Genomic DNA, 11,811 nt, shown 5'->3' on the forward strand with positions numbered 1-11,811 from the left:
TTAACGGTTGCCGGTTTTCAAGACCGGTGCTTTCGACCACTCAGCCATCCCTCCAGTGGCGTGAATAATATAAGGGGTGGAGGATCTTGTAAACCCTTAATTTTCATAATTTTGTTTTGTTGCTTGTTTTCTAATCATTCACGGCAATAAAAAAGGGAAGCCATTGGCTTCCCTTTTCTGTTTGCTGATTATTTAGTCATTTTTTGTGTAGAAACGCTGTAGCTCTGTGAGGCCTTGCATCAATACAGGTAAGCGAGGGCTTACGTTTTTCAGGCGCTTGTAATTCTGGTCGTACAATTTGTAGTTACCAAATTTATCTAGCACCGTTGTTTGCTGATCAGTAACAAGCGCAAGTTCACGAGAATCGCCCGCGAGGATCCACTTTCTGCTACGCTCATTAAACAGGCTGCGACCACTACTGAAATCCGTTGGGTTCGAAGATACACCCAATAGCTCTTGCATCAGTGTTACTGACACGTCTAGATGACTAGAACGGTGAGTGTATTCAGAAGCAGACTTACCAGGCCAGCTGATAAACAGTGGCACCTGTAATTGATAACGACTGTAGTTGGAGTTTGCACCCCAGCTATTGGTTTTGGTTTCGTTAAACTCAGTACCGTGGTTAGAGGTAATGATAACCACTGTGTTGTCGGCGAGCTCTAAGCGTTCTAGTTCAGCGTAGATAGTTGCTAGCTGAGCATCGGCCGCAGTCGCTGACTTTTGATAGTCTGCTGCAAAACGCTCTGCTGTCGTTAGCGTAGAGTCCGACTCTGAACTTGAATCGTAGCTGGCGAAGTTATCCAGTGTAGTTAGTTCAATAAAGTTAAACCAAGGGCGTTTAGCTTGCGGTGATTGAATCCAGTCAGACCAAGCTTTTATGGCACTCTGGTCATCATAAGTTGCTTGCTCTGGCATCACATCACGGCCTCGGAAGATGATATCCGAGTACAGTGCATCACTAAAGTTGTCGCCACTGAAAGCAGCGAACTTGTAATCGTGATTCTCTAAAACATCGAGCAATACTGCGCTTGACCCTTGAGCTTCAATGCTGCTTGCGTAGCTGCTCGGTAGGCCGTAGAACAAGCCAAAAATACCAAACATATCGTTACTTGAACTGTAGTGGTTGGTGAAGTTGATCGACTGTTGTGCGTAGGCATAGCTGTTTGGCATCGCTGTCGCATTAAGTGCGTCAGAGCGAAGGTTGTTCACACTCACCATCAGGATATTAAGATCATCACTGCGGCGGTTGTATTGAATTTTTTCTAGCGGGTAGCTAACTAGGTTTACGTTCTCTTTGTTCGCTTCTAAACGCTCAAGGTACTCTTCACGGTCTAATAGGCCATGTTTTTCCATAAAGCTTTTCGCTGTCATTGGGTAAGACAGTGGGAAGTTCGCTTTCTGGCTAGTAATTGGGTTATAGAAATACGCATCAGCCCACATGTAGGTCAAGTGGCTGCTGATGAAACACAGGAAGAAGACGGCAGTAATCGGACGGCCAATGTGTTTATGAGACAGTTTACGCTGCTTACGCCAAACCCACTCAGACAGACCAAGCTGTAGTAAGAAGATAAATGGCATAACAATGAAGAGGTGCTGCAAATCAGACGTGAATGCAGATTCCTCTCCACTGAATAAAACCTCCCACACGACAGGCGTCAGGTGGAGGTTTATATTTTGATACGTTTGGGTATCAATCAGTAGGACAGTTAAACCTATGGTCGCGAAGATAACGGCAACCAAACGTAATAACTTCCTCGACGGAAGAATAAAAGTGAGCGGGAACAGCACTAATAGATAGAGCGCGAACACTAAAAAGCCAAAATGACCAACCCACGATGCAGCCAAATAGAATTGACCTAGCAAGGTTTCTGGCCAAGCAGATTGAGTAATATAACGAGTACCAATCAACATCGCAGCAATGATGTTGAAAAATGCAAACCAGTGACCCCAACCAACCAGTCGAGATACACGATCGCTATATGAGTTTGCGCTGTCTACCATTTATAATTCTTTTATCCGTCAATCAAATTTAGTGAGACTTTTTATCTTCAAGAGAAGAAATTAAAGCCTCGGCAAATTTTTCAGCAATTCCTTTGCGTTGTGAAGCAGCAACATTCTGATTTAAGACATTGGTTGCGATATTTCCAGCGATCATCAGTGAAAGTTCTGGCGAAGCTTTGTGCTTAGATAGTACAGCACCTACTTCAGCTAGGATTTTTTCAACTTGATCATCTGTGTATTTAGATATAATCGGCATAAGGACTCTAATAATGATAGTAAAAGCGGCTTATGATAACCTACTATGCACGACAACTGAAACCTGAACGGTAATATTTTCACTATGAGCCTTCACCTTTCCAACGTAATTTTACACCAGCTGAGCAAGAACGATCAGGATGAGCTGATTGTTAACTATCGTGCTGAATCTCTAGAAAACGATGCTTCATCTGAAAGCCTAGTTGCTGAACTTCACCGTGTTTTTAATTCAAAAGCAGGCAAAGGGTTTGGTTCTTTCAAATCTGACAGCGAATTCCAGCAGTGGTTGCATCAACTTCGTGCTGGTGAGACAAACTTTTACGATTTTTCTCAAAAGAGTGCGCAACGTCTAAAAGACGAACTATCAAAGTACCCATTCGCTGACGAAGGTATCTTGGTAATGGCTGAATATCAGTCACTTGCAACAGATTACCTTTTCATTGGTTTATTGCCTTCAAACCAAAGCCTAAAGGTAACTGAAGGGCTTGATATTAGTGCGACTGACTACCTTGATATCTCAAAAATGGATATCGCGGCTCGCCTAGACCTTTCAACTTATGAGACTGATAAAGAGTCAAACCGTTACTTAACTTACATTAAAGGACGTGTTGGCCGTAAAGTCGCGGATTTCTTCTTAGATTTCTTACAAGCTGAAGTGGGTTTGGATGCGAAACAGCAAAACCAAGTACTGATGCAAGCGGTAGAAGACTTCGTTTCTGACTCTAAATTAGAGAAAGAAGAAGCGATCAGCTACAAAAAGCAGGTTGCGGATTACTGTAACGAGCAGCTTAAAGCGGGCGATGAAGTGCAAGTTCGTGAACTTTCTGGTGAGTTGCCAGCGAGCACAGATGGCACAAGCTTCTTTGACTATACTAGTGAGCAAGGCTACGAGTTAGAGGACAGCTTCCCAGCCGATCGCGCAACTATGCGTAAACTAACAAAATTTGTTGGTGCTGGTGGCGGTTTGAATGTTAGTTTTGATAGTCTGCTTCTAGGCGAACGTATCTTTTACGATCCAGAGACAGACACGCTAACGATTAAAGGCACTCCACCGAACTTACGTGACCAACTGACTCGCAATAAGTCATAGTCCGAAGTTAACGGATAAAAGCGGCAGCAGGACGTTGTCGCTTATTTTGTGCTTAATCTTTTAGCTACGGTCATGGCTTCAAGTTAACACGCACAAGGAATATAGATGGAACAATCAGTAGCAAAGCCCAAACGCTTTAAAAAACCAGCCACCTTCTTGGTTGTGCTCTTGGCTCTGTGGCTACTTCCTTCATTGGCTCTTCTTAACCTAAGCCGTTCCTACACCAATTCTCTTGCTCAAATTGAAGAACTCGGTATTCGAGTCAACGAATTGAGGCAATCGCTTTATTTCTCAGAACCGCTTCGAGTCTCCCGTATCAATGATCTCGCACTCGATGCTCAGTTGGTTTATTCGATCCGACTGCAGATTGAATCAGATTTCCAACACGCCTTGTTTCGTCCTGATGTGAACCAACTGTTGTACGTAGCTGATCAGTTCCTTGAAAAGTTCGATGAGTTCATTCCAATCGAAAGCCAAGTTCAAGACATCGTTGATAATATTAAGATCTTGCGTGCGGATAAAGAGCTTTCACCTAAGCTAAAACCACTCCTCAATGAATTCGGCGTTGTGGTATTTGAAGCCATGTATTCTGACAATCAAAGCTCGTCAGCGACTTATCGCGCCTTTGATTCCATTCTGGACAAATCTTATTCACTAGAAACCGAAGAGCAAGATGCACTCCAGCAGTTACTGGCTGATGCGTCAGCGTTGTTGAGTGATTACGCTCAGCTTAACTATTTGGTTGATAAGATTAAGAAAAACTCAGTAAATGAACAGATCATAAAACTCGAAGCTGAGTTCCATGATCGTCAATTCAACCTATTGTTGGTGATGCTAGGCTTAAGCTTGGTGGCGATGAGCGGGATAGTGTTTTGGGGCGTTAGGTCCACAAAAACGATGAAAGAAGCAGACCAAGAATTCAGCTCGGAACTAGAAATTAATTCAAGTAAGGAAGACGCTTCTTCTAGCGATGTTGTTTCCTCAGCAGTGAAACAAGCAGATCACGACGCTTATGTATCCGAGAGCACCTCAACGAGACAGTCTTCCGACCTTCAACCTCCGCAGAGCGTTAACGTTACAAGCCAACCCGTTGTACCGCAAGACTCTATTCAGCAAGCCTCTGAGCAGGCGCCAGTAGTAGAGAAACACATTGCCAGTGTCACAGATTCAAAGCCTGCGATTGATATTGAAGACATGTTAGAAACGCTCGATGGTGATGCTGAATCTGTCGAACTCTTACTTGGTGTGTTTGTACAAGACCACGCCAGTGACTACGAGAAGTTTAAGTCTTTGTTGACTAAAGATGAAACCTCCGCGGCTCGCATTGTACATAGCTTAAAAGGTGTGGCCGGCAGTATTAAAGCGTCTCGGTTAGCCATCATTGCCGCAAGTATTGAAATGACAATGAAGCAGTCCAGAGCGATCAGTGAACATGATTTGGCTGAACTAGAGCAGGCCATAAAAGCCTCTGTGGATTCTGCTCATGAATATTTAGACAGTCAGCGTTAACTTTTACAGGATTTTTGACAATACTCTGACGAAGCGCTCATACAATCCGCGCCCTTAGTCTTTGTCAGAGGTTTATATGTTACGAGTTTCGAGTCGAAGTTGGATGGTGTTGGTGCTTAGCATTGTGCTAAGTGGTTGTTCTCTCTTAGAAGTTAAGTTAGATAGTCAAACGACGCCTCTCACTCAACAAGAGTTAAATGCTCGGGTCATGACTCGTGAATACGCCAAGATGTTCTTTACACGAGTAGAAGACTCGGCCGATCTCATCGCGCAATCTTACCCTGCTGATGACACCTTACATCAATCTTATGTGTTGCTTTGGAAGATCCATGCAGAGCAGGGCTTACAACAAGCGGCTTACCAAACTTCCCCTATGTCTGCATTAATTGACTCGTGGGTTTTCACTGCCCAAATGAATCAGTTTTATAGCCAAGGCGATGGTGCGGATCTGTTCGTGACGGATGATGCGGTAGAGACTTCTCGTTTTCTTGACCAAGAAGCTGAGAAACTGGCAAAGGGTGTATTGAGCTCGAGTGATTTCAAAAGCAGCAAAGCGTTCGTTGCTCAGTTTGCTGCTAGCCACCCGTTTAAAGACCTCACATTCAGAAGCACACCTGCTTACCGTGAATGGCTAAGTTACCTTGGTAAAGACGAATCGCAAATCGTTCAGAGCTTAGGCACCATGCCAGAAGCCATGAGTGACGCATCTGATCGTTTAAGCCTTATGGCTGACCAGACACCGAAACTGATGTCGTGGAAGGCGGAGCTGGTTGCATTGAATAGCTCACTAACGGGTGAAGACCTATCGATGACGCTGGAAAGCCTTCGTCAAACATCAGCAAGCATGCAAGACTTCATTGAGAACAACCCGGAATACATGCAAACACTGGCTTCTATTATGTCGACAGAAATGCAGCCATTGCTCAACGACCTGAGCGATAAAACCGACCAAAAATTAGCGATGCTGAGCGATGAACGTGTGGCGTTAGAAAAAATGGTCACACGTGAGAGAGAAGCACTGGTAGAGATGATTGCGAAAGAGCGCATCGAGATTGCTGGCATTGTGACTTCAGAAAGAGAGTTGTTCACTCAAGACCTTGATCGTGTCTCTCAAGAGGTGGTGGTACTTGCAATTGATAAACTGATGGAGTTAATCAAAGGTGTGATTATTTACTTCATCCTGTTTATCTTAGTGGTGTTCTTTGCCCCGTTAGGTATCGGTTACTGGTTGGGTAAACGAACCGCCAATAGATAGATAAATAAGTAAATCAGCAGATCAAAAAAAGAGCGCTCTAGGGCGCTCTTTTTGCATTTATCTATTAACGTTTTGAGTTAGTTCGAAAGCGTTAGCTCCTGAACTTAAGCTTGTTGCTTGCTTAACTCTGTCGCTTCTTCAGCTTCAAACGCTGGTGCTGTTGGTTCACACTTATCAACGAACCAACCCATGTAAGACGTCACTATAGTCACGATGATACAGATGAAGCTTAACCACATGAAGGGTGCGTAAGACAGCGTCGCAACACCAAGAATACTCGCCATGTAGATGCCGTTGTCACTCCACGGAACCATACCCGACGTTAGCGTGCCACCAAACTCAGCATTACGAGATAGGTTCTTACGCTTGTAGCCTAAACGGTCGTAGTTTTTCGCACAGATTTTTGGCGTAAGGATTAACGATACGTACATTGCAGAACCGAACACGTTACCCATGAAAGCCGTACCAATTGTGCTCGTCGCTAGTGAACCTGCACTGTTTACGCGGCGCTCAAACACCTTAGCGATTGTCTCTAGTACGCCCACTTTATCCAGTAAGCCACCGAAACCTAGACCAAATACGATAACCGCAACTGAACCTAGCATTGAAGACATGCCGCCACGGTTAAGAATCGAATCAATAAACTCGACGCCAGATGAGATTGAGAACGGTGCCCAAGCAGTGTTGAATGCCGTTAGGAAGTCGATATCTTGGATCATGACTGCCCAGATAATACCCAGCAGAGAACCAAAGCTGATGACCGGGAATGAAGGCATACGGAAAGCCAACAGACCAAGTACGATAAGTACTGGAACGAATGAGTAAGGCGTGATGTAGAACTGAACTTCCATCGCTTTGATGACAGAGTCTACTTGGCTCATATCAACGTTGCCTGCGTAGTGGAAACCAAACGCAGTGAACATGATACCGGTAATTACGTAGCTGATTAACGCAACTGGCAACATGCCCTTGATGTGTTCAACTACTTCAACACCAGACATTGAAGAAGCCAGAATCACTGAATCAGAAAGCGGAGACATCTTGTCACCGAAGTAACAACCTGACAGTACGGCACCTGCAGTAATCGGTGCTGGAACACCTAGACCTTGGCCGATACCCATCATCGCGATACCTGCTGTACCCGCAGCACCCCAAGAAGTACCGGTCGCCAATGCAGTTAGAGAACAGATGATCATGGTCGCTAAAAGGAAGATAGAAGGGTGGATAGCTTTCAGACCATAGTAAATGATAGTAGGTACGATCCCGCCTGAGATCCAAGTACCAACAAGAGCGCCAACGGCTAAAAGTATTAAAACTGCGCCTAAGCCATTGGATATTCCTTTGAGTGCTGCTTTTTCTAAGTCTTTGTATTGGTGTCCAAGACGAATACCAAGAACCATGATAATGAACCAGCCAATATACAAGGCAAGTTGAATTGGAAGGTCAAGCTTTGCAGTAAAGGAAAAAGCAAGGGATAGAAATAGTCCTAACGCGATGAATACCTGCAATAGGTTCGGTAGGCGAGTTTTACTCTGCTTCATAAAAGCCTCTTGTGATTTCGAGCATTTATAGTGCTTCGTTATAGTGTGTGGTGCAAAACGGACACTACAGTAATTAGTTTATTATATCGAAAAAATACGTCCAAGTTGTGATATTTGACTGTTAACTCAATCAATTGTGGTTTCATAATCTAAATTTTTGTTACATTCATGATTGTTACATGTTGAAATCTGTCGCACGTTGTTTTCGTTTTGTAAAATAAAACTCTGATTAACCTTGGTTTAAAAGAGGGATTTACTGTTTGTGATGAGCGTCGATTGAATCGATTTTGGCGATGTAAATGTTTGAATCTGACGATAATGAGCGCTTAATCAATGAGGTGGAGATGGAATGTCGATACAGAGATAACTGCACGATTCATTACGTTCACTTAAAAGAAACGAAAAAGTTACACTTTTTGACAAAAAGCACTTGAGTTCTGTTTCTGAAAAACTTATAGATGGGGGAGAGCAATTTTAAATTTATACATGGAGAGTGAGCGATGAGAGTAGGTCTAGTTGGTTGGCGCGGTATGGTTGGTTCTGTACTGATGCAACGTATGGTTGAAGAGAAAGACTTCGACTTGATTGAGCCTGTTTATTACAGCACATCTCAGATTGGTATTCCTGCCCCTGTTTTAGGTGGTAAAGATGCGGGTCTACTTCAAGACGCTTTTGATATTGATAGCCTAAAACAGCTTGATGCTGTGATTACCTGTCAAGGCGGCGATTACACATCAAAAGTATACCCAGCACTGCGTCAAGCAGGTTGGAAAGGTTACTGGATTGATGCAGCTTCTACTCTGCGTATGGACGCTGATTCAATCATCACTCTTGATCCTGTTAACTTGGCTCAAATTCAGCAAGGCATTCACAGTGGCACCAACACGTTCGTTGGCGGTAACTGTACTGTGAGCTTAATGCTTATGGCTCTAGGTGGCCTGTACGAGAAAGGCATGGTTGAGTGGATGAGTGCCATGACTTACCAAGCAGCTTCTGGTGCGGGTGCTAAGAACATGCGTGAGCTGATCTCACAAATGGGTGTGATCAACGACAGCGTAAGTTCTGAGTTAGCGAACCCTTCAAGTTCAATTCTTGATATCGATAAGAAAGTGGCTGATACGATTCGTTCATCTTCATTCCCAACAGACCAATTTGGTGCTCCACTGGCGGGCTCACTGATCCCTTGGATCGATGTGAAGCGTGAAAACGGTCAGAGCAAAGAAGAGTGGAAAGCGGGTGTTGAAGCAAACAAGATTCTTGGTCTAGATGGTCAGCCAATCCCAATTGATGGTACTTGTGTACGTATCGGTGCAATGCGTTGTCACGCTCAAGCGCTAACGATCAAGCTTAAGCAAGACGTGCCAATGGACGAAATCGAAGAGATCATCGCGACGCACAACGATTGGGTTAAAGTGATTCCTAATGACCGCGACATCACGGCACAGGAGCTAACACCAGCGAAAGTAACAGGCACAATGTCTGTACCAGTCGGTCGCCTGCGTAAGATGTCGATGGGTAACGACTTCCTAAACGCCTTCACGGTTGGTGACCAACTACTTTGGGGTGCTGCAGAACCACTACGTCGTACTCTACGCATTATCCTTGCTGAGAAAGCGTAACTGCCTCATTTTTGAGAATAATTAACGAAGAAGCGCCTTAGGGCGCTTTTTTTGTTTCTGATGACAGAAGTCTGACTTTAAAACCTTACCTTTCGTGCGTCTTAAAGTTGGAGCTAGAAAATGAAAGCAAACCTTAAAGGTTTTACTCTTATCGAGTTGATTGTTGTTATCGTCATTATTGGTGTTTTAGCGGTTGTTGCAGCACCTAGGTTTTTAAACATACAACATGATGCTAGGGCTTCGGTTATGGAAGGGTTAGGAGCATCTGTCCATACTGCGGCTGATTTGGCGTTTGAAAAAGCCGCCGTGGAAGGTATGGAAGACCAAGAATCATATTTGATTCCTGAGTATGGGCGAGTGAAGTTTGGTTACCCCGCGGTTGAAAAAGGGGGAATGGAAAACTTTTTAGCGATTGATTCAGGGTTTCATGACCTGACGACTGAATGGACATGGGCAGCGCATAATAATGGGCCTGTGAGCGACCCTGACCTGTGGCTGATTACCCGATCGGAATATTTGTCGGACGTTCTTCCTAATGACTTCAATACCGCTATCGAGAAGACCCAATGCTATGTGAAATACACGGCCGCAATGGAAGCCAATGATGGCTACCAAGTGGAAGTTTTCACAGATGGCTGTTAGTTGCTTTAGTTAGATAGTTAACAAAAAAAGAGTTCTTAGGAGCTCTTTTTTTGGTTTTTATTCGGTCTCGTCGGTGACGACACGCTTGTCTGGATCCGCTAATTCGCTAGCACAGTGCTTGCAATACATCGCGTCCGAATCATGACCTGCTCGGTTACAGTTAGGACACTTAACCAACTCTTTGTGCGAGTTCATCTCATTACTGAGTTCTGCAGTAATGATCCCGGTCGGCACCGCTAAGATAGAGTAACCCAATAACATGGTCAGTGATGCTATGGCTTTACCAAGCGCGGTCTGCGGCACCATGTCACCATAACCGACCGTAGTGATAGTCACGATGGCCCAGTAGATACTGTGAGGAATACTGGTGAAGCCATTGTCAGGACCTTCAATAACAAAGATCAGTGCGCCAAAGATAACCACCAAGATGCCGACGGTGCTAAAGAAGATCAGTATCTTTCGTCGTGCCATTAATAGTGAGCGCAACAGAATATTGGAATCTTGCAGGTAGCGAACCAGCTTTAGGATTCGGAAGATACGCATTACACGCAGCAGTCTCACCACACCCATAAATGAAGCGCCTGGGAAGATGATCGCTAGGTAGGTCGGAAGAATCGCCAATAGGTCAACGACACCATAAAAGCTGGTGGCGTAAGATTTTGGTTTTGGAGAGCAATAGAGCCTTAACAAATACTCAAGAGTGAAGAGTGCAGTAAAGGTGTATTCGATATAACGCAGCTGTTGTGACCATTCGGTCATCACATTAGGGATGGATTCTAAGATCAGAACCAACAGCGAAGCCAAGATTGCAACGATCAGAGATATATCAAATGCACGTCCGGCTGGCGTGTGAGTACCAAAGATAATGACGTACAAATGATGCTTGAGTGGCTTGCGTGACATAAGGAGAGGTTCGTCTTCTGTTAAATGCATTAACAGTCATTATACAAGCTTCATAATAACGAGGCGAGTGAAAGCCCAATTGCTTTACTCGCCTCATCTATATATCAATATTGTTGCCCTTTATAGAGCAACCGAAATGTCGTTAAACGTTATGCCAAACCTGGGAACAGATTACGTAGGCCATTGGCGATGAACTCGATGCCCAATGCGCCAAGAATCAGGCCCATGATACGTGTAATAACGTTGATACCCGTTTGACCTAAAAAGCGAACGATAACCGGTGCTGAACGGAACAAAAGCCAAGAGCATGTTGCGAATGCGATGATACTAATGCCGATGCCGACCGTATCAATAGCAGCAGGGTAGCGAGAACCATAAACAATCGTCGAACTGATTGCACCTGGGCCTGCCATTAGCGGCATAGCAAGTGGAACAACGCCAATTTGCTCTTTGCTGATGTATTCAGATTTCTCTTGTTTGTTCTGCTTATCTTCACCGAGTTTACCGCTCATCATCGAGAACGCGATGCTCAGTAATAACAAACCACCTGCCACACGAAATGAGTCTAGTGAAATGCTGAACATATCAAGCAGCATTTGCCCCGCAACAAGTGACACAATCAAGATCACGGCAACAGCAATGTTTGCTTGTAAGGCTGTCCTGTTCCTCTCTTCTGGCGGCATATGAGCAGTAAGAGAAACAAAAACAGGCATGATGCCGATAGGGTTTACGGCAGCAACAAGCCCAAGGAAGAATTGCATAAAGATTGCGAGTTCTAAGCCTTGCATGAGAGCGATCTCCAGTTAGCGTACTTTAAGGTTGAAGGGTTGATCTGTGAATAGTCTAGGCGCGTAATGTAAGGGACAAACTACATTTTCACGAATGAAAAAAACTAACTTGAAACGGGTGATTCTTTTTAGAAAAACTAATTGAATCTCACTTTTGTTTTAGGCTTGTTGCAAGCTGGTCGGTAGTGTTTCATTTTGTAACTTCTTA

At 44.3% G+C, this 11,811-nt stretch carries 10 protein-coding genes; 5 read left to right on the top strand and 5 right to left on the bottom strand.

Going from position 1 to position 11,811, the window contains the following annotated elements; translation table 11 throughout:
• Window positions 1–192: 192 nt before the first annotated feature.
• A complete protein-coding gene (locus tag AB6E85_RS13185; protein WP_248639478.1) occupies window positions 193–2,001 on the bottom strand; it encodes a DUF3413 domain-containing protein in 1,809 nt (602 codons plus the stop codon).
• Window positions 2,002–2,029: 28 nt separating this feature from the next.
• On the bottom strand, window positions 2,030–2,257 hold the full coding sequence (locus tag AB6E85_RS13190; protein WP_017068253.1) for a YejL family protein: 228 nt from the start codon (window positions 2,255–2,257) through the stop codon (window positions 2,030–2,032).
• Between the two features lie 84 nt (window positions 2,258–2,341).
• Between AB6E85_RS13190 and yejK the strand changes: the two genes are divergently transcribed.
• The 3 genes from yejK to AB6E85_RS13205 all read left to right on the top strand — a co-directional run bounded on the left by yejK (window position 2,342) and on the right by AB6E85_RS13205 (window position 6,110).
• The gene (gene yejK, locus AB6E85_RS13195; protein ID WP_017061190.1) at window positions 2,342–3,346 is read left to right on the top strand and encodes a nucleoid-associated protein YejK; all 1,005 of its coding nucleotides are present in this window, start codon (window positions 2,342–2,344) and stop codon (window positions 3,344–3,346) included.
• A 105-nt stretch (window positions 3,347–3,451) separates the two neighbouring features.
• The gene (locus AB6E85_RS13200; RefSeq protein ID WP_372142996.1) at window positions 3,452–4,855 is read left to right on the top strand and encodes an Hpt domain-containing protein; all 1,404 of its coding nucleotides are present in this window, start codon (window positions 3,452–3,454) and stop codon (window positions 4,853–4,855) included.
• Window positions 4,856–4,931: 76 nt separating this feature from the next.
• The gene (locus tag AB6E85_RS13205) at window positions 4,932–6,110 is read left to right on the top strand and encodes a chemotaxis protein (protein WP_372142997.1); all 1,179 of its coding nucleotides are present in this window, start codon (window positions 4,932–4,934) and stop codon (window positions 6,108–6,110) included.
• 104 nt (window positions 6,111–6,214) lie between these two features.
• Here the strand turns inward: AB6E85_RS13205 and nhaC are convergent, their stop codons facing one another.
• Complete coding sequence (nhaC, locus tag AB6E85_RS13210; RefSeq protein ID WP_017063453.1) at window positions 6,215–7,651, bottom strand: Na+/H+ antiporter NhaC; 1,437 nt, start codon at window positions 7,649–7,651, stop codon at window positions 6,215–6,217.
• A 500-nt stretch (window positions 7,652–8,151) separates the two neighbouring features.
• Here nhaC and asd point away from each other — a divergent pair, with 500 nt between their 5' ends.
• Complete coding sequence (asd, locus tag AB6E85_RS13215; RefSeq protein WP_017629874.1) at window positions 8,152–9,270, top strand: aspartate-semialdehyde dehydrogenase; 1,119 nt, start codon at window positions 8,152–8,154, stop codon at window positions 9,268–9,270.
• A gap of 120 nt (window positions 9,271–9,390) precedes the next feature.
• Window positions 9,391–9,912 carry a prepilin-type N-terminal cleavage/methylation domain-containing protein gene (locus AB6E85_RS13220; protein ID WP_048611556.1) on the top strand — a complete coding sequence of 174 codons (522 nt, stop codon included), beginning with the start codon at window positions 9,391–9,393 and terminating at the stop codon, window positions 9,910–9,912.
• Window positions 9,913–9,969: 57 nt separating this feature from the next.
• On the opposite strand, the gene AB6E85_RS13225 is transcribed toward AB6E85_RS13220, so the two are convergent.
• Together AB6E85_RS13225 and AB6E85_RS13230 are read right to left on the bottom strand one after the other, a co-directional pair.
• Entirely contained in the window at window positions 9,970–10,815 is an 846-nt protein-coding gene (locus AB6E85_RS13225) for an ion transporter (RefSeq protein WP_048610604.1), read from the bottom strand.
• Window positions 10,816–10,964: 149 nt separating this feature from the next.
• Window positions 10,965–11,603, bottom strand: a complete 639-nt coding sequence (locus tag AB6E85_RS13230) for a YchE family NAAT transporter (RefSeq protein ID WP_004734056.1) — start codon at window positions 11,601–11,603, stop codon at window positions 10,965–10,967.
• Window positions 11,604–11,811: the final 208 nt, after the last annotated feature.

This window comes from Vibrio sp. 10N.247.311.51, assembly GCF_041467855.1.
In the GTDB taxonomy this organism is placed as follows: domain Bacteria; phylum Pseudomonadota; class Gammaproteobacteria; order Enterobacterales; family Vibrionaceae; genus Vibrio; species Vibrio coralliirubri.

Bases quoted from the DNA above. Each gene is read 5' to 3' on its own strand.
- AB6E85_RS13185 (WP_248639478.1), bottom strand. From the start codon at position 2,001: ATGGTAGACAGCGCAAACTCATATAGCGATCGTGTATCTCGACTGGTT.
- AB6E85_RS13190 (WP_017068253.1), bottom strand. From the start codon at position 2,257: ATGCCGATTATATCTAAATACACAGATGATCAAGTTGAAAAAATCCTA.
- yejK (WP_017061190.1), top strand. From the start codon at position 2,342: ATGAGCCTTCACCTTTCCAACGTAATTTTACACCAGCTGAGCAAGAAC.
- AB6E85_RS13200 (WP_372142996.1), top strand. From the start codon at position 3,452: ATGGAACAATCAGTAGCAAAGCCCAAACGCTTTAAAAAACCAGCCACC.
- AB6E85_RS13205 (WP_372142997.1), top strand. From the start codon at position 4,932: ATGTTACGAGTTTCGAGTCGAAGTTGGATGGTGTTGGTGCTTAGCATT.
- nhaC (WP_017063453.1), bottom strand. From the start codon at position 7,651: ATGAAGCAGAGTAAAACTCGCCTACCGAACCTATTGCAGGTATTCATC.
- asd (WP_017629874.1), top strand. From the start codon at position 8,152: ATGAGAGTAGGTCTAGTTGGTTGGCGCGGTATGGTTGGTTCTGTACTG.
- AB6E85_RS13220 (WP_048611556.1), top strand. From the start codon at position 9,391: ATGAAAGCAAACCTTAAAGGTTTTACTCTTATCGAGTTGATTGTTGTT.
- AB6E85_RS13225 (WP_048610604.1), bottom strand. From the start codon at position 10,815: ATGTCACGCAAGCCACTCAAGCATCATTTGTACGTCATTATCTTTGGT.
- AB6E85_RS13230 (WP_004734056.1), bottom strand. From the start codon at position 11,603: ATGCAAGGCTTAGAACTCGCAATCTTTATGCAATTCTTCCTTGGGCTT.